At 63.8% G+C, this 16,885-nt stretch carries 14 protein-coding genes; 7 read left to right on the top strand and 7 right to left on the bottom strand.

Annotated features, from left to right (window positions below; all coding sequences use genetic code 11):
• The first annotated feature begins 13 nt into the window (after positions 1 to 13).
• From fdhF to FBY03_RS03740, 4 genes are all read left to right on the top strand, one after another.
• Positions 14 to 2,857, top strand: a complete 2,844-nt coding sequence (gene fdhF / locus FBY03_RS03755) for a formate dehydrogenase subunit alpha (protein ID WP_147170852.1) — start codon at positions 14 to 16, stop codon at positions 2,855 to 2,857.
• 81 nt (positions 2,858 to 2,938) lie between these two features.
• Complete coding sequence (locus FBY03_RS03750) at positions 2,939 to 3,181, top strand: formate dehydrogenase subunit delta (protein ID WP_256677853.1); 243 nt, start codon at positions 2,939 to 2,941, stop codon at positions 3,179 to 3,181.
• Between the two features lie 435 nt (positions 3,182 to 3,616).
• On the top strand, positions 3,617 to 4,090 hold the full coding sequence (locus FBY03_RS03745; protein ID WP_178090544.1) for a GNAT family N-acetyltransferase: 474 nt from the start codon (positions 3,617 to 3,619) through the stop codon (positions 4,088 to 4,090).
• Between the two features lie 84 nt (positions 4,091 to 4,174).
• Complete coding sequence (locus FBY03_RS03740) at positions 4,175 to 4,609, top strand: hypothetical protein (RefSeq protein ID WP_147170849.1); 435 nt, start codon at positions 4,175 to 4,177, stop codon at positions 4,607 to 4,609.
• Between the two features lie 92 nt (positions 4,610 to 4,701).
• Here the strand turns inward: FBY03_RS03740 and fdhD are convergent, their stop codons facing one another.
• Together fdhD and yrfG are read right to left on the bottom strand one after the other, a co-directional pair.
• Complete coding sequence (gene fdhD, locus FBY03_RS03735) at positions 4,702 to 5,553, bottom strand: formate dehydrogenase accessory sulfurtransferase FdhD (protein ID WP_147170848.1); 852 nt, start codon at positions 5,551 to 5,553, stop codon at positions 4,702 to 4,704.
• A 156-nt stretch (positions 5,554 to 5,709) separates the two neighbouring features.
• The gene (gene yrfG / locus FBY03_RS03730; RefSeq protein WP_147170847.1) at positions 5,710 to 6,366 is read right to left on the bottom strand and encodes a GMP/IMP nucleotidase; all 657 of its coding nucleotides are present in this window, start codon (positions 6,364 to 6,366) and stop codon (positions 5,710 to 5,712) included.
• A gap of 134 nt (positions 6,367 to 6,500) precedes the next feature.
• On the opposite strand from yrfG, the gene nudE reads away from it, so the two are divergent.
• Complete coding sequence (gene nudE, locus FBY03_RS03725; RefSeq protein ID WP_147170846.1) at positions 6,501 to 7,067, top strand: ADP compounds hydrolase NudE; 567 nt, start codon at positions 6,501 to 6,503, stop codon at positions 7,065 to 7,067.
• Positions 7,064 to 7,885, top strand: a complete 822-nt coding sequence (cysQ, locus tag FBY03_RS03720; protein ID WP_147170845.1) for a 3'(2'),5'-bisphosphate nucleotidase CysQ — start codon at positions 7,064 to 7,066, stop codon at positions 7,883 to 7,885. The genes nudE and cysQ overlap by 4 nt, the downstream gene beginning before the upstream one ends.
• Positions 7,886 to 8,035: 150 nt before the next feature.
• Here cysQ and FBY03_RS03715 read toward each other — a convergent pair whose 3' ends face one another.
• Positions 8,036 to 9,943, bottom strand: coding sequence for a beta-ketoacyl synthase (locus FBY03_RS03715; protein WP_147170931.1), 1,908 nt, complete (start codon positions 9,941 to 9,943; stop codon positions 8,036 to 8,038).
• Between the two features lie 248 nt (positions 9,944 to 10,191).
• Between FBY03_RS03715 and FBY03_RS03710 the strand changes: the two genes are divergently transcribed.
• A complete protein-coding gene (locus FBY03_RS03710; RefSeq protein ID WP_147170844.1) occupies positions 10,192 to 11,844 on the top strand; it encodes an acyl-CoA synthetase in 1,653 nt (550 codons plus the stop codon).
• Between the two features lie 250 nt (positions 11,845 to 12,094).
• Here the strand turns inward: FBY03_RS03710 and dctM are convergent, their stop codons facing one another.
• The 4 genes from dctM to FBY03_RS03690 form a co-directional block, all read right to left on the bottom strand.
• The gene (dctM, locus tag FBY03_RS03705) at positions 12,095 to 13,378 is read right to left on the bottom strand and encodes a C4-dicarboxylate TRAP transporter large permease protein DctM (RefSeq protein ID WP_147170843.1); all 1,284 of its coding nucleotides are present in this window, start codon (positions 13,376 to 13,378) and stop codon (positions 12,095 to 12,097) included.
• The gene (locus FBY03_RS03700; RefSeq protein WP_147170842.1) at positions 13,375 to 14,022 is read right to left on the bottom strand and encodes a TRAP transporter small permease; all 648 of its coding nucleotides are present in this window, start codon (positions 14,020 to 14,022) and stop codon (positions 13,375 to 13,377) included. Before FBY03_RS03700 ends, dctM begins: the two co-directional genes overlap by 4 nt.
• Positions 14,023 to 14,167: 145 nt before the next feature.
• Positions 14,168 to 15,160: a C4-dicarboxylate TRAP substrate-binding protein DctP gene (dctP, locus tag FBY03_RS03695; RefSeq protein ID WP_147170841.1), complete on the bottom strand. Its 993-nt coding sequence runs from the start codon at positions 15,158 to 15,160 to the stop codon at positions 14,168 to 14,170.
• A 310-nt stretch (positions 15,161 to 15,470) separates the two neighbouring features.
• The gene (locus FBY03_RS03690; protein ID WP_147170840.1) at positions 15,471 to 16,862 is read right to left on the bottom strand and encodes a sigma-54 dependent transcriptional regulator; all 1,392 of its coding nucleotides are present in this window, start codon (positions 16,860 to 16,862) and stop codon (positions 15,471 to 15,473) included.
• Positions 16,863 to 16,885: the final 23 nt, after the last annotated feature.

Below are 16,885 nucleotides of genomic sequence, written 5' to 3'. Positions count from 1 at the left end.
CGGAGGCGTCCTCATGGCCCTGTATCGTGAACTCGACTATGGCACCCCAGCCCGTACCGGCGCCCCGGTAACGGTGGAAATCGACGGCACCGCCATCACAGTGCCAGCCGGCACTTCGGTGATGCGCGCCGCGCAAGAGGCCGGCATCTCGGTGCCGAAATTGTGCGCCAGCGACAGCCTCGAGCCGTTCGGCTCCTGCCGCCTGTGCACCGTGGAAATCGAAGGCCGCCGCGGCTACCCGGCGTCCTGCACCACCCCGGTGGAAGCCGGCATGAAGGTGCGCACGCAGAGCCCGAAGCTGGCCGAACTGCGCCGCGGCACCATGGAGCTGTACATCTCCGACCACCCGCTGGACTGTCTGACCTGCTCGGCCAACGGCAACTGCGAGCTGCAGGACATGGCCGGTGTGGTCGGCCTGCGTGAGGTGCGCTACGACCCGGTGAAGACTCACCTGGCCGAGGCCAAGGACGAGTCCAACCCCTATTTCAGCTACGATCCGGCCAAGTGCATCGTCTGCAACCGCTGCGTGCGCGCCTGTGAAGAAGTGCAGGGCACCTTCGCCCTGACCATCGACGGTCGCGGCTTCGACTCGCGCGTCGCCGCCGGCCAGGACGAGGATTTCCTCGACTCCGAGTGCGTGTCCTGCGGCGCCTGCGTACAGGCCTGCCCGACCGCCACACTGATGGAGAAGTCGGTGATCGAGATGGGTCAGGCCGAGCGCAGCGTGATCACCACCTGCGCCTACTGCGGCGTCGGCTGCTCGTTCAAGGCCGAGGTTAAGGGCAACGAAGTGGTGCGCATGGTGCCGAACAAGGATGGCCACGCCAACCACGGTCACTCCTGCGTCAAGGGCCGTTTCGCCTGGGGTTACGCCACCCACCCGGACCGCATCGCCGCGCCAATGATCCGCGAGAGCATCGACCAGCCCTGGCGCACCGTCGGCTGGGACGAGGCGATCAGCTACACCGCCAAGCGCTTCAAGGACATCCAGGCGCAGTATGGCCGCGACTCGGTCGGCGGGCTGACCTCCTCGCGCTGCACCAACGAAGAAGCCTACCTGGTACAGAAACTGGTGCGTGCCGCGTTCGGCAACAACAACGTCGACACCTGCGCGCGGGTCTGCCATTCGCCGACCGGCTATGGCCTCAAGGTCACCCTCGGCGAGTCCGCCGGGACCCAGGACTTCGACTCGGTGCTGGCCGCCGACGTGGTGCTGGTGATCGGTGCCAACCCCACCGACGGCCACCCGGTATTCGCCTCGCAGCTCAAGCGTCGTCTGCGTGAAGGCGCCCGCCTGATCGTCGCCGACCCGCGCGGCATCGACCTGGTGCGCTCGCCGCACATCAAGGCCGATCATCACCTGCAGCTGCGTCCGGGCACCAACGTCGCCCTGCTCAACAGCCTGGGCCACGTCATAGTCACCGAAGGCCTGGTCGACGAGGCCTTCGTCGCCGAGCGTTGCGAGGCCGAGGCCTTCCAGCAGTGGCGCGATTTCGTCGCCGATGAGCGGCAGAGCCCCGAGGCCCTGGAAGCCTCGACAGGCGTGCCGGCGGCCGAAGTGCGTGCTGCGGCGCGGCTGTACGCCCTCGGCGGTAACGCGGCGATCTACTACGGCCTCGGTGTGACCGAGCACAGCCAGGGCTCCTCGACCGTGATGGCGATCGCCAACCTGGCCATGGCCACCGGCAACATCGGCCGTACCGGCGTCGGCGTCAACCCGCTGCGCGGGCAGAACAACGTGCAGGGTTCCTGCGACATGGGCTCCTTCCCCCATGAGCTGCCGGGCTATCGCCACGTCTCCGACCCGGTGGTGCGTCCGCAGTTCGAAGAGGCCTGGGGCGTCAAGCTGCTCGACGAGCCGGGCCTGCGCATCCCCAACATGCTCGCTGCCGCGCATGCCGGCACCTTCAAGGGCATCTACATCCAGGGTGAAGACCCGGCGCAATCCGACCCGGACACCCAGCACGTCACCGACGCGCTGAAGGCCATGGAGTGCGTGGTGGTGCAGGACCTGTTCCTCAACGAAACCGCCAAGTTCGCCCACGTGTTCCTGCCGGGCGCCTCCTTCCTCGAGAAGAACGGCACCTTCACCAACGCCGAACGGCGCATCTCGCCGGTGCGCAAGGTGATGCCGGCGCTGGCGGGCAAGGAAGACTGGGAAGTCACAGTGGCGCTGTCCAACGCCCTCGGTTACCCGATGAACTACAGCCATCCGTCCGAGATCATGGACGAGATCGCCCGCCTGACGCCGACCTTCACCGGGGTCAATTACGCCAAGCTGGAGCGCCTGGGCAGCATCCAATGGCCGTGCAACGACGAGGCGCCGGAAGGCACGCCGATCATGCACGAGGACCATTTCGTGCGCGGCAAGGGTCGCTTCATGATCACCGAGTACATCCCCACCGAGGAGCGCACCTCGCGCAAGCGCCCGCTGATCCTGACCACCGGGCGGATTCTCTCGCAGTACAACGTCGGCGCGCAGACCCGCCGTACCGACAACGGTGCCTGGCACTCCGAGGACGTGCTGGAAATGCATCCGGTGGATGCCGAGGATCGCGGGATCAAGGACGGCGACTGGGTCGGCATCAACAGCCGCGCCGGCGAGACGGTGATGCGTGCGGTGGTGACCGAGCGGATGCAGCCGGGGGTGGTCTACACCACCTTCCACCACCCGGAATCCGGAGCCAACGTGATCACCACCGACAACTCGGACTGGGCGACCAACTGCCCCGAGTACAAGGTCACCGCCGTGCAGATCAGCAAGGTGGAAGCGCCTTCGCAGTGGCAGGACGAGTTCCAGGCTTTCACCAAGGAGCAGCTCGACCTGCTGCCGAGGATCAAGGTGACCCAGCTCTAAGCGCCGCTGGCGGGTCCGCGTCGTGCGGCCCGCCGGTACACCTATTCAGCTCTTCGACCGCACAGAGGTTCGCAGATGGGCATGAACGCCACACAACTGATCAAGATGGCCAACCAGATCGGCACCTTCTTCGCATCGCAACCTAACCCCGAGCAGGCGCGCGCGGACTTCGCCCTGCACCTGAAGAAACAATGGGACCCGCAGATGCGCACCGCGCTTTATGCGCACATCGACGCCACCGCCGGCGAAGGCCTCAGCGCCTTCGCCCTGGAGGCGATGCAGGGCTTGCGCGAGCAGATCGAACCGCTGGCCAAGCGCGCCTGATTCACTGTCCAGTGCACTGGCCCCGGTCAGGTGCATCGCTCAACAATAAGCCCGCATATTTCGCGGGCTTGTTGTTTGTTGTCGAGGGCCTCCGCGGGTTTCGAATAAATCGTGCCGAGCTCTTGGAGTTTGAAAGACGAGCAGATTATTTTTGTGGTTCGATCACTCTGTCGTATGTAAATTAATCGGTCTGCTTTTCCCGTCATTCGCTATAGACAGCTCCCGTTCGAATGGAATAGTTTTCGAGTCGAATCTGCTGGCGCACCTGCTCCAGCAGCTTGGGCTTGGCGTCATCCATGTCGCGTTTCCCCCTGCGTAAGTCGTGTCCCCGCGACAAGCCAAGGCTAGACAAGGACTTACAGGACGACAAGGAATGTTAAACGACACGATGTCGCTTACAAACGCGATATGGCGTGTCGCTTAGTAGTTAGCCTTATGAACGGAAAACTCGTAATCCAGTTAGCCCGCGAAACCGACTCAGTATGTGTCGCAAAGCTAATTCATAGTGTTGCTCACTATTTTCTATTAAACCCGTCTGTCGCTGGGGCAGATGGCTTTATGGCCAGCATTTCGCAAGCGGCGATCGCTGGCTATATCACAGACGAGAAATTCAGTTACGTCCTTGGATTTATAGACACAGAATTGGCTGGGGTGGCAGCGCTCCGAGATAATAAACACATTTACCATTTATTTGTTCATCCTGACTTTCACCGTCAGGGTGTCGCATATGGACTCTGGCAATATCTGAAAACTGAAGCCGTCAAAAACGATAATGTTGAGGCTTTCACTGTAAATTCATCTATCTATGCCGTGCCGGTGTATTCACGCTTCGGTTTCATCCCTACCGCCGAGCTACAAAATAAAAATGGTATACAGTTTGTACCCATGCGGTTATCTGCGCACGGTTAACATGCGGTTCAAGACCGCCCGCTTCACTCACTAGGGTCGGCTAAAACCCGGCCCTTAACCAAACCTTATGCACAAGGAAGTAATATGCGTAAATTCAACATCACCTTAATGCTCTGTATCGCAGTAATTACTGCTTGTCTTGGGCTATTTCTTTTTTTGGTAGAAACCAGAGGCATTGCGTACTGGGCTACTAGCACGCTTTCCCTTTTGGCTATTTCCGTCATATCGCTCGCTTATGCAATCCGCCTAATCAAGACCAACATCAAAAGCGCAAAGGTTCAAGCGGTAATATTTATATCTTATATTGTTACCTTGGTCGCAGTCGCTATCATGGGCAGTGGCGCTGGTTCAATTCCATACATAATGCAGAGTATGGAAATAGATTTTATTCCTGCGCTTAAATATATTTGGCCTGCGCTATTGTTAGGCGCAGCAATCGCCACTATATCTTGCCTTTTCGCTCATGCGCTAATAACCCGAAAACATTCATCTAATACAGCTCTAACGTACAGCGCATAACAAGCGTATATGGACTCTCCCCGCAAGCGGTGAGTAACGCTTTTTTGTTCTGACCTTCAATAAACGCCATGTGGGCGCCGTAGGGCCCTGGTTCAGGCCTCGGCGTCCGCCGTAGGTGGCGCCGGACTGTACACCCGTGGCGCGCTGCGGTGCGGCAGGTGGATCAGGTTGAGGCGGTGCTTGCGGGCCCAGTCCACGGTCAGGCTGGTCGGGGCGGAGAGGCTGACCAGGGTGCCGATCTCGGCGCGCACGGCCTTGTGGATCAGCTCCAGGCTGCACCGGCTGGTGACCACGGCGAAGCCGTTATGGCGGTCGATGCGCTCGCGCAGCAGGGCGCCGATCAGCTTGTCCAGGGCGTTGTGCCGGCCGATGTCTTCGCGGCACAGGCGCACCTCGCCCTGACCATCGACGAACACCGCGGCATGCAGGGCGCCGCTATGTCGGGCCAGTTGCTGGGCGGCGCCGATGCGCTCGCGCAGGTTATCCAGGTGGGCGGCGGCTGGCAGCGCGCTGCCGGGCAAGACCTTGAGTTGTGGCAGCGCCTGCTCCAGGGCTTCCACGCCGCACAGGCCGCAACCGCTGGTGCCGGCCAGTTGCCGGCGCTGTTGCTTGAGCGCCCAGAAGGCGCGGTTGCTGATGTCGACCTCGGCATTCAGGGCGGCGCCGCTGCGCTGGAGGCGGATGTCGTAGATCTCGTCGATCGAATCGACCAGGCCGCCGCTCAGGCTGAAGCCGGCGATAAAGTCTTCCACTGTCGAGGGCGAGACCATCATCACCGCATGGCTGATGCCGTTGTAGCTGATGGCCAGCGCGCACTCCTCGGCCAGTACGGCGTCGGCCACCACGCTCGGCGCGCCCAGTTCGGCGTAAGCGTAGACCTCTCCGTCGTGACTGGGCACCTCGGAGGCCTGAGCGGTGGGGGAAGTGAAGGCGGCGCGTGACATGGCTGAGCGTCTCTGAATGCGGCTTATTGGCCTAGCCTAAGCCCGCCGGGCGCGGGCGTCTAATGACGATTGCCGCGATGCCGAGCGCGGACACTGGCAGGTCGTTTTTCCATAGGGCCGCTGACGGTTCACGGCTCATGGTTCATGGTTCATGGTTCAGGGCAGCAGATCGCGGTAATCCTCCACCGCGGCGAACTCTTCGGTGTCCTTCGGCCCCTGACGGCTGTCCGGCTCGCGCACCGCCAGCAAATGGCCGATGCCATAGGCGCGGGCGCTGCGCAGCACCGGCAGGCTGTCGTCGATAAACAGGCTGCGCGCCGGGTCGAAGGCGAAGTCCTGTTGCAGGGCGAACCAGAACTGTTGGTGCTCCTTGGCGAAGCCGTAGTCATGGGAGCTGATCAGGCGATCGAAGTAGGGCGCCAGTTCGATGCGTTCGAGTTTCAGCGACAGCGAGTCGCGGTGCGCGTTGGTGATCAGCACCACGCGCTTGCCCGCCGCGCGGATGGCGGCGAGGAAAGTGTCGGCGTCCGGGCGCAGGGCGATCAGCTCGGCGACTTCGCGCTTGAGGTCGCGGATCGACAGCTTCAGCTCGCGGCTCCAGAAATCCGTGCAGTACCAGTTGAGTTGGCCGGCGTGCTGACGGAACAGCGGCAACAGTTCGGCGTCGGCCAGTGCCCGGCTGATGCCGTGGTGCTCGGCGTAGCGCTGCGGCAGGTGCTCCAGCCAGAAGTGGTTGTCGAAGTGCAGGTCTAGCAAGGTGCCGTCCATATCCAGCAGGACGGTGTCGATCTCGCTCCAGGGCAGTGCTTGCATGCTGGCTTCTTCTACTGAGGAGTGGCGGTTGTCGCAATTTGGCAGGCAATAGTCGTCGCAGTGAACCCGCTGTCAGGGACAATCGCCGTTGGCGGGGTATGATAACCCGCCCACTCACGCCAAGGAGCCGCACCATGCGTCAGAAGCCCACCGTACTCGCCCGCGAGATAGTCGCCAGCAGTCGTTTGTTCCGGGTCGAGGAGCTGCAGCTGCGCTTCAGCAACGGGGTGGAGCGCACTTACGAGCGGTTGGTCGGCAAGGGTGTCGGTTATGGCGCGGTGATGATAGTGGCGATGGTCGATGAGCAGCATGCGCTGCTGATCGAGGAGTATTGCGGCGGCACCGACGACTATCAGTTGTCGCTGCCCAAGGGGTTGGTCGAGCCGGGCGAGGACGTGCTGGCGGCGGCCAATCGGGAGCTCAAGGAGGAGGCCGGTTTCGGCGCCCGCCAGTTGGAGCACCTGACCGAGCTGAGCCTGTCGCCCGGTTACATGAGCCAGAAGATCCAGGTGGTACTGGCCCGCGACCTCTACGAAGAACGCCTGCCCGGCGACGAGCCGGAGCCGATGCGGGTCGACAGGGTCAACTTGCGCGAACTGAGCGAGTTGATGCAACACCCACAATTCAGCGAGGGTCGCGCCCTGGCGGCGTTGTACCTGGCGCGCGATCTACTCATTCAGCGTGGAGAATTTGTCCAATGAGCCATCCCTTGATTCCTGCGGTTATCGCTTTGGTCCGCGCCGCTGGCGCGGCAACCCTGCCGCACTGGCGGGCGAATGTTGCGGTCACCGAGAAGGCCGATGCCTCGCCGGTGACCGCTGCCGATATGGCCGCACATCACATTCTCAACGATGGCCTGCGGGCACTCGATCCGAGCATTCCTGTGCTGTCGGAAGAGGCGGCGAATATCGCCCTGAGCGAGCGTGCGCAATGGACGCGCTGGTGGCTGGTCGACCCGCTGGATGGCACCAAGGAGTTCATCGCCGGCAGCGAGGAATTCACCGTCAACGTCGCACTGATCGAGCAGGGGCGGGTGGTGTTCGGGGTGGTGGGCATCCCGGCCACTGGCCGCTGCTATTACGGCGGCGCCGGTCTCGGTGCCTGGCGCGCCGAGGCGGATGGCCGCGAACAGGCGATCAGCGTACGCCTGGCGCCCGAAGACGCCTTTACCCTGGTCGCCAGCAAACGGCATTCCAGCCCGGCACAGGAGCGACTGCTGGAAGGCTTGAGTGAGCGCTTCGGTGACTTGCAGCTGACCAGCGTGGGCAGCTCGCTGAAGTTCTGTCAGCTCGCCGAAGGTAGCGCCGATTGCTACCCGCGCCTGGCGCCGACCTCGCAGTGGGATACCGCCGCCGCCCAGGGCGTGCTGGAAGGCGCCGGTGGCGAGGTGCTGACCCTCAAGGGTGACGCATTGACTTACCAGGCGCGCGAGTCCTTGCTCAACCCGTCCTTCCTGGCCTTGCCCGCCGCCGCCGAGTGGCGCGCCGAGCTGATTCAGCTGGCCCGCGCGCTGGACTGAAGCGCGAGGTTTGGGTAGCCCGGATGCAACCCGGGGACTCTACAAACCCAAGTCCTCCCCGCAGTGCATCCGGGCTACGGGGTAGTGGCCTATTCGCTGACTTGAGCGCTGGCTAGCGCTCAAGTCAGCCTACGAACTGCGCGCGGATGCTCAGTCGAGCATGTCGCTGTAGCGATCGTCCTTCTTGAACACCAGCGGCTGGGCAAAGCCCGGCACCTTGAGTTGCGCGGTGTCGATCTCGATGGCCTTGTCGTCGATCAGGTCGTTGCCGAAGTTGTAGATGATCTGCAGCTGACCCTGCAGCGCCTGCTGGTCGTACTCTTGCGCGGCGGCGCGGGTCTGTTCGCGGCGGGTGCAATAGGCGTCGAAGGCGGCCGCGCCGTGGCGTTTGCGCAGCATGCGCTCGACCACGTGCGGGGCCAGCACCAGGGCGCTGGCATTGTTGCCGCCGAAGCCCTTGGAGTTGATGAAGCATACGTCCAGGGCCTCGCTGCCGAGCTGGCGGTCCTGGGTGGCGATGCTCAGGTGCTGCTGCTGCACGTCGTCGGCGACCGCGTCGATGGTCTTGATCCCAGGAATGATGCCGTACTTGAAACTGCCCAGGGCGGCGATCAGCTGGTCGCCGCTGGCGCTGGCCAGGGAGTGGCCGACGAACGCCTTGACCGCGGTGACCGGCCAGCTATCGATGGCGAAGGTTGCGGCGATGCGGTCGAGCAGCTCGGACTCGGTAACCCGGTTGGCCGGGGTGCTGGAACCGTGGGCATGGACGAAGCTACGCTGACGCACCGCGTCGCTGCCGAGCAGGTTCACCGCGCTGGCCACCGCCTTGGCCATGGTCAGGTAGTTGCCCGGACCGGGGGCGGAAATGGACTTCTTGAAACCGTCGGCGTTGATGAACACATCCGGCACCGCGCCGTGGATGTCGGCGCCCATCTCCAGGGCCAGCTCGTCGTCCATCAGCACTACGAACTGGCAGGCTTCGGCCAGGGTGAAGCCGCAGTTCTCGCCGAACGGGCGGCTGGCGCGGCGGAAGTCGACCTGCTCCTTGCCTTCGATCTGGCGCAGGCCGTCCTCGGTGGCCAGCGCGCCCATGGCGCCGTAACCCTCGATGCATTCCTGGTTGATCGGCGCTTCGCTGCTGCCGACTATGACCACCCGCGCCTTGCCCGAACTGATCTGCTCGATGCCTTTCTGCAGGTTGTAGAGGAAGGTCGCGCAGGCGCCGGTGATGCTGCCGGTGGTGCCGACGCTGCCGAGCACGTAGGCGTTGATGAAGTCCGCCGGCATGGAGTTGAGGCCCAGGGCCAGCTGCTTGGCGGTGACCCGGCCACCCTTGAGGCGCGATTGCATCATGCCGCCGAAACCGTTTTCGTCGAGCTGGCTCATGATGCAGCTGGCGAACACGGCGATCTCATCCGGCGCCACGCGGTCGACGATCGTCTGCCAGGGCAGGCCGGTGGAGCGCAGGGCATCGGTGACCCCGACCACAGCCATGCTCAGACCGCGCGGGTGGAAGCGCGAATTGTAGTGCTCGCTCGGCTCGAAGCCGCTCGGCAGCTGGCCGGCGGATTTCACCGGCAGGGCGCGGTAGCTGTCGACCTTGAACTCGCAGTTGTCGTGCAGGGTGACCCGCACCTCGGTGGCGTTCAGCGGCTCCACCGACCAGTTGGCCGGCAGTGGCTCGGGCAGCTGCTTGCGGTTGCTGGTGAAGCTCAGCGCGCTGCCTTCTGCGCCGGCGACGCTGATGCTCTTGTGCCAGTGGGCGGCGTCGACGTCCAGGTGCTGCTTCTCGATGCGCCGTACCAGGGTCGAGGCGAGGATCTGCTCGGCGAAACGGCTGTCGATCTCGGCCAGGCTGAGCACGCTGCCGTCTTCGCTCTGGTAGGCGCCATCGACCACACGCAGCAGTTTCAGCATCACCGCCAGGCCGGCGAGGGTTTCCTGGCGCGCCTGGGTGGTCATCGATTCGATCACGGTGCGGCGGAAGCCGTGGTGAAAGGAGCTGCGTCCGGCTGCGTTATAACCACCAAAACCAACGATTACGGGTAAGCGAGAGATCACGCGGGAAACTCCTTCAAATTAGTACGCCAGGACAAGCGCAGATGATGCTGTGCAGGCTTGTCACGCAGCGCTGCGCCCCTCTAACGCGGGAAAAGGCCGCGGGGCGAGCGCCGGCTCGACTGTTCGGATGCCTATGCTGACGTGGTTTGTGACCTGTAAGTCACGGCTGCGACCAAGGTAGCACTTCGTAAAGACCTTGTGTCTGTTAGGGTTTATTAAGCTCAAGGCTCGGCTGGAGAACAACAATGCACAGCGTTAACCCTTACGAATTTGGCATGCCGCGCGACGCGGCCAACTTCCAGGCACTCAGCCCGCTGAGTTTTCTCGAGCGCGCGGCCAGTGTCTACCCGCAGCGTCCGGCGCTGATCAACGGCGCCCTGCGCCAGACCTGGGGCGAGACCTACAGCCGCTGCATCCGCCTGGCCTCGGCCCTGGCCCGGCGTGGCATTGGCCTGGGCGATACGGTGGCGGTGATCGCGCCGAACGGCCCGGCCTTGTTCGAGGCGCACTTCGGCGTACCGATGTGCGGTGCGGTACTGAATGCCATCAATACCCGTCTGGATGCCGAGACCATCGCCTTTATCCTGCAGCACGGCGAAGCCAAGGTGCTGCTGGTCGACAAGGAGTTCGGCGAGCTGGTGCAGCGCGCCACCAGTCACCTGTCCAAGCCGCCGCTGATCATCGGCATCGACGATCCCGAATACCAGGCGGGCCGGTTGATCGGCGAATTCGACTACGAGGCGCTGCTCGCCGAGGGCGACGCCGATTATGCCTGGCAGATGCCGCAGGATGAGTGGCAGGCGATTGCCCTGAACTACACCTCCGGCACCACCGGCAACCCCAAGGGGGTGGTCTATCACCATCGCGGTGCCCACCTGAATGCGCTGTCCAACGCCCTGTGCTGGGACATGAACCGCTTCCCGGTGTACCTGTGGACGTTGCCGATGTTCCACTGCAACGGCTGGTGCTTCCCCTGGGCGCTGGCCGCCTATGTCGGCACCAGCGTGTGCCTGCGCGCGGTGCGCGCCGAGGCGATCTACCCGCTGATCGCCGAACATGGCGTCGATCACTTCTGTGGCGCACCCATCGTGTTGAACATGCTGGCCAACGCCGCCGATGAGTTGAAGGCGCTGAAGACCCGGCCGGTCAAGGTGCTGACCGCCGGTGCGGCGCCGCCGGCGGCGGTCATCGAGGCCATGGAGGCCCTGGATTTTCGCGTCACCCACGTCTACGGCCTGACCGAGACCTACGGCCCCAGTGTGGCCTGCGAGTGGAAGGCCGAGTGGGACGAGGAAACTCCACAGCAGCGGGCCCGCCTGAAATCGCGTCAGGGCGTGCGCGCGCCGCTACTCGACGGCCTGATGGTGGCTGACCCGGAGACTTTGCAACCGGTGCCCAAGGATGGCCAGACCATCGGCGAAATCATGATGCGTGGCAACGTGGTGATGAAGGGTTACCTGAAGAACCCATCGGCCACCGCCGAGGCCTTCGCCGGCGGCTGGTTTCATTCCGGCGACCTGGCGGTGTGGCATGCCGACGGTTATGTGGAGATCAAGGACAGGTCCAAGGACATCATCATCTCCGGCGGCGAGAACATTTCCTCGATCGAGGTGGAAGACGTGCTCTACCGCCATCCGCAAATTCTTGAAGCGGCGGTGGTGGCCATGCCCAGCGACAAATGGGGCGAAACCCCTTGCGCCTTCGTCACCCTCAAGCCGGGCGTCGAGCTGAGCGAAGAAGAAGTGATCGGCTTCTGTCAGCAGCACATGGCGCGCTTCAAGGTGCCGGGCGCGGTGGTGTTCAGCGCCCTGCCGAAAACCTCCACCGGCAAGGTGCAGAAATTCGTCCTGCGTGAGCAGGCCAGGGCCTTGGCGGCGGGCGGGCAGACGGCGGCCTAGGGTGGGCGCCATGTTGCGCGGCTGGCCCCGGCCCGCGACCGCTGCTCGCAGGCTGAAAGCTACCCTCTAAACAGAGCAAAAAGGCTAGCGTGGCATGCAGCAGTCCCATGTAGGAGCCAGCTTGCTGGCGATGCTTTTGTGCTGTTTGTCGGCCCGGATCGCCAGCAAGCCGGCTCCTACACCGAGCACAAAAAAATGCCCGGCTCCAAGCCGGGCGTAGTGTGCACATCGAGCACTAAAGGGTTGCCGGTCAGCTCATGCCCAGCCAATTCGGCAGGGCCATGCTGATCGCCGGGATGTAGGTGATCACCAGCAGGAAGCTCAGCAGCAGCATCAGCCACGGCCAGGCCGCGCGGATCACCGCGGTCAGCGGCATGCCGGTCACCGCCGAGGTGACGAACAAGTTGAGCCCCACCGGCGGGGTGATCAGGCCGATCTCCATGTTCACCACCATGATGATGCCCAGGTGGATCGGGTCGATGCCCAGTTGCACGGCAATCGGGAAGAGGATCGGCGCGAGGATCAGGATGATCGCCGAGGGCTCCATGAAGGCGCCGGCGACCAGCAGCACGATGTTCACCACCATGAGGAACTGCCAGGGTTGCAGGCCGGCCTCGATGACCCAGGCGGTAATCGTCTGGGGGATCTGCTCGGTGGTCAGCACGTGGGCGAAGAGCATGGCGTTGGCGATGATGAACATCAGCATGATGGTCAGCTTGCCGGACTCCAGCAGCACCTTGGGGCACTCGCGCAGGCTCATGTCCTTGTACACGAACAGCGCCACGAAGCCGGCATAGACCGCCGCCACCGCGGCCGCTTCGGTCGGGGTGAACATGCCCGAGTAGATACCGCCGAGGATGATCACCATCAGCAGCAGGCCCCAGATGGCCTTGCGCGCGGCGCGGATGAACTCACGGAAACTGGCGCGCGGCAGGGCCGGCAGATCCATCTTGCGCGCGACTATGTAGATCGCGACCATCAAGGCCACACCCAGCAGCAGGCCGGGTACCACGCCGGCCATGAACAGCTTGCCGACCGACTGCTCGGTGGCGGCGGCGTACACCACCATGACGATCGACGGTGGAATCAGGATGCCCAGGGTGCCGGCGTTACACACGATGCCGGCGCCGAAGGCCTGCGGGTAACCGGAGCGCACCATGCCGGCGATGGCGATCGAGCCGACCGCGGCCACGGTCGCCGGCGAGGAGCCGGACAGCGCGGCAAACAGCATGCAGGCCAGCACCGCGGAGATTGCCAGACCGCCACGGATATGGCCGACGCAGGCGTTGGCGAAGTCGATCAGGCGCTTGGCCACGCCGCCGGTGGTCATGAAGGCGCCGGACAACAGGAAGAACGGGATCGCCAGCAGGGTGTAGTGCTCGCTGGTCTCGAACAGCTTGATCGCCAGCGAGCGCACCGAGTCCGGGCTGAACAGCATGATGGTCACCGAGCCGGCCAGGCCGAGGGACACGGCCACCGGCACGCCGATGAACATCATCAGGAACAGCAGCACGAAGAGGAACAGGATGGTCATTGCTTGGGCTCCTTGTGCTGGGGCTCGTCGTGCTCGGTCAGCTTCATCGCCTCGGCGGCTTCATCCGCCAGGCCCAGGCCGGTCTGCTGGTTGCGCAGGATGCGCACGAGAATTTCCAGGAAGCGGATGAACACCATGGCGTAGCCGAACGGCACGATCAGGGTGATATGCCACTGCTGGATGCCGTAGTGGCCGAGGTCTTCGGCACCGATGCCGGCGATAAACAGGGTGTGCACCCAGTCGAAGCTGGCCACGCTGATCAGCCCGGCATAGCCCAGGCAGGCGAGGCAGGCGATCAGGCCGATGGCCCGTTGCACCGGCTTGCTCGCCAACTTGACCAGGGCGTCGACGCCGATATGTCCGGCGGTGCGCACACCATAGGCCAGGCCGAAAAAGATCAACCAGGCGAACAGGGCCTTGGTCAGGGAGATGCTCCAGGTCATGGCCTGGGCCATCCCGAGAATGCTGTCGCCGATGGCGAACAGGCTTTCGCTGGCGGCGGGCCAACGGTCGGCGAGGTTGTAGAACAGGGTGTAGAGGTTGTTGAGGATGACGTAGACGAATGTCACCAGCGTCATGGCGGCCAGGAGGAAGGCGATAAAGCCTTCCTCGAAGTGATCCCAGACGCGCCGCAAGGCATTCATGGATAGCTTCTCCCGATACGGAGTTGGAAAGAACGTAGGGTGGGAGGCCGTGGCGCCGTCCCACCAGTTGCAGCGTGTCGATGCGCGGGGCATCGGTGGTGGGTCAGGGCCTGTAAGCGCCTGCCCACCCTACGGCTCTCCGGCCTTACTGCTGGTTGGAAGCTTCGGCGGCCTTGATCAGGTCGGCGCCGATATCGGCCTCGAACTTCTTCCACACCGGCTTCATGGCGTCGCGCCACTTGCCGCGCTGCTCCGGGGTCAGCTGGATGATTTCGCTGGTCTTGGCGTCGACGATGCTCTGCTTGGCCGCCTGGTTCAGCGCGTCGGCCTGCTTGTTCACTTCGGCAGCCACTTCGACGTTGATCTTCTCTAGCTCGCTACGGACATCGGCCGGCAGGCCGTTCCAGAAGGTGGTGTTGGTGATCAGCATGTAGTCGAGTACGCCGTGGTCGGACTCGGTGATGAACTTCTGCACTTCATGCATTTTCTGCGAGTAGATGTTCGACCAAGGGTTCTCGGCACCGTTGACCACGCCGGTCTGCAGGCCTTGATAGACCTCGGCGAAGCTCATCTTGCGCGGGTTGGCGCGCACGGCCTTGAATTGCTCCTCAAGCACGGCGGAGGCTTGCACGCGGAACTTCAGGCCACGGGCATCTTTCGGCTCGTACAGCGCCTTGTTGGCGGACAGTTGCTTCATGCCGTTGTGCCAGTAGGCGAGGCCGGTGATGTTCTTGCTTTCCATGGACTTCAGCAGGCCCTGACCGGCAGCGCTCTGCTGGAAGCGGTCAACCGCGGCGATGTTGTCGAACAGGAACGGCAGGTCGAAGACTTGCAGTTGCTTGGTGTACTGCTCGAACTTGGCCAGGGAGGGGGCGATCAGCTGCACGTCGCCCAGCAGCAGGGCTTCCATTTCCTTGCCGTCGCCGAACAGCGAGGAGTTGGCGTAGACCTCGACCTTGACCTGGCCAGGCAGACGCTCTTCGGCAAGTTTCTTGAACAGCAGTGCGCCTTGACCCTTGGGGGTGTTCTCGGCAACGACGTGGGAGAACTTGATCACGATCGGCTCGGCGGCCTGGGCCATGCCGGCGATGCTCAGCGACAGGGCGCAAGCCAGTGCTTTGGCAGTCAGTTTGAACATGCGAATGCTTCCTCTTGTTGTGGTTATCGCGTTGGGCGCCGCAGCGCCGGAAAACGGGCGAACAAGAGCAAGTCTAGGCGGCCTGCCGAAAAACGGCGGACGCTGGGCAGCGATGGCCTGGACTTGTACTTGTTGGGTTCGCCTGCTGATAAGCAAGAGCAACGGGCATGCCAAACTGAGAAAGAGCTTTCGGTCGGCTGGCTAGAGCGCAGCGAAACCCAGCTGTGATCGACGCTTGAGCTGGGTTTCGCGCTGCTCTACCCAGCCTGCGGGGCGTTGGCTGGGGCAGGATTTGGCGGGAATCCGCCAGTTAGTCGAGGTCGTCTGGCGAGCTTCCGCCAGCGTCGGCGAAGTTCAACCCGTGCTTGCGCAATTTGTCGTGCAGGGTCTTGCGCGGTATGCCGAGTGCTTCGGCCAGGCTGCGCAGCGAACTGTGCGAGCGGCTCAGCTCGGCGGCGATCAAGGCGCGTTCGAAGGCTTCGACTTGCTCGCTGAGGGTGCTGGGCATCGCCGGATCTGACTCCAGGCTGGGCAGACCGACCTCCAGGTCCAGGCCAAGATCCAGGCCCAGGGCGAAACGCTCGGCGGCGTTCTGCAGTTCGCGTACGTTGCCCGGCCAGGCGTGACGCAGTAGCAGGGCGCGTTGCCCCGGTTGCAAGGTGCGGCCGGGCAGGCCGTGGCGGGCGCTGGCGGCATCGGCGAAGTGCTGGAACAGCAACAGGCTGTCCTCGCCGCGCTCGCGCAGCGGCGGGATGCGCAGCGGGGCGACGTTCAGGCGGTAATACAGGTCGGCGCGAAAACGCCCCTGGTCGGCGGCCTGGCGCAAATCCTCTTTGGTCGCGGCGATGATGCGGATGTCCAGGGCAATCAACTGATTGCCGCCGAGGCGTTCGACCACCCGTTCCTGCAGCAGGCGCAGCAGTTTGACCTGCACCTCCAGGCTCATGCTCTCGATTTCGTCGAGGAACAGGGTGCCGCCATTGGCGAACTCGAACTTGCCGATGCGGCGCTTCTGCGCGCCGGTGAAGGCGCCCGGCTCGTGGCCGAACAGCTCGCTCTCCACCACCGATTCGGCCAGGGCGCCGGCGTTGATCGCCACGAAGGGACCCTCGCGGCGGTTCGACAGATCGTGCAGGGCGCGCGCCACCACCTCCTTGCCGGCGCCGGTTTCGCCGAGGATCAATACATCGGCGCCGATGTTGGCCAGGGCGCCGATCTGCTCGCGCAGGCGCTGCATTGCCGGGGACTGGCCGACCAGGCGCGTGCCGAGGGCCTGGCGATCGGACAGCGCCAGGCGCAGGCTGCGGTTGTCCAGCACCAGCTGGCGCAGGGCCAGGGCGCGGCGCACGCTGTCGAGCAGGTCGCCACTGGCGAAGGGTTTCTCGAGAAAGTCGTAGGCGCCGGCTCGCATCGCCTGGACCGCCAGGGGTACGTCACCGTGGCCGGTGATCAGCAGCACCGGCAGTTCGGGGTCCTGCTCGTGCAGCTGTCCGAGCAGTTCCAGACCGTCGACGCCCGGCATGCGAATGTCGCTGACCACCACGCCCGGCCAGTCGCGCTCGATACGCGCGGCGACGCCGCGGGCATCGGCCAGGCTGACGACTTTCAGCCCGGCCAGGTCGAGGGTCTGGCTCAGGGCTTGGCGCAGATGGGGGTCGTCGTCGATCAACAGCACTTGGCTACGGGCGTCGAGGCTGGTCATGAAGCAAAATCCTCAGCAGGCGG

The organism is Pseudomonas sp. SJZ079 (assembly GCF_007993865.1).
Taxonomy (GTDB): Bacteria; Pseudomonadota; Gammaproteobacteria; order Pseudomonadales; family Pseudomonadaceae; genus Aquipseudomonas.
The sequence above is the reverse complement of the archived record's forward strand: the minus strand, read 5'-3'. Positions and strand labels throughout refer to the sequence as shown.

Bases quoted from the DNA above. Each gene is read 5' to 3' on its own strand.
- FBY03_RS03710 (WP_147170844.1), top strand. From the start codon at position 10,192: ATGCACAGCGTTAACCCTTACGAATTTGGCATGCCGCGCGACGCGGCC.
- FBY03_RS03750 (WP_256677853.1), top strand. From the start codon at position 2,939: ATGAACGCCACACAACTGATCAAGATGGCCAACCAGATCGGCACCTTC.
- dctP (WP_147170841.1), bottom strand. From the start codon at position 15,160: ATGTTCAAACTGACTGCCAAAGCACTGGCTTGCGCCCTGTCGCTGAGC.
- nudE (WP_147170846.1), top strand. From the start codon at position 6,501: ATGCGTCAGAAGCCCACCGTACTCGCCCGCGAGATAGTCGCCAGCAGT.
- fdhF (WP_147170852.1), top strand. From the start codon at position 14: ATGGCCCTGTATCGTGAACTCGACTATGGCACCCCAGCCCGTACCGGC.
- yrfG (WP_147170847.1), bottom strand. From the start codon at position 6,366: ATGCAAGCACTGCCCTGGAGCGAGATCGACACCGTCCTGCTGGATATG.
- dctM (WP_147170843.1), bottom strand. From the start codon at position 13,378: ATGACCATCCTGTTCCTCTTCGTGCTGCTGTTCCTGATGATGTTCATC.
- FBY03_RS03740 (WP_147170849.1), top strand. From the start codon at position 4,175: ATGCGTAAATTCAACATCACCTTAATGCTCTGTATCGCAGTAATTACT.
- fdhD (WP_147170848.1), bottom strand. From the start codon at position 5,553: ATGTCACGCGCCGCCTTCACTTCCCCCACCGCTCAGGCCTCCGAGGTG.
- FBY03_RS03690 (WP_147170840.1), bottom strand. From the start codon at position 16,862: ATGACCAGCCTCGACGCCCGTAGCCAAGTGCTGTTGATCGACGACGAC.
- FBY03_RS03745 (WP_178090544.1), top strand. From the start codon at position 3,617: ATGAACGGAAAACTCGTAATCCAGTTAGCCCGCGAAACCGACTCAGTA.
- cysQ (WP_147170845.1), top strand. From the start codon at position 7,064: ATGAGCCATCCCTTGATTCCTGCGGTTATCGCTTTGGTCCGCGCCGCT.
- FBY03_RS03700 (WP_147170842.1), bottom strand. From the start codon at position 14,022: ATGAATGCCTTGCGGCGCGTCTGGGATCACTTCGAGGAAGGCTTTATC.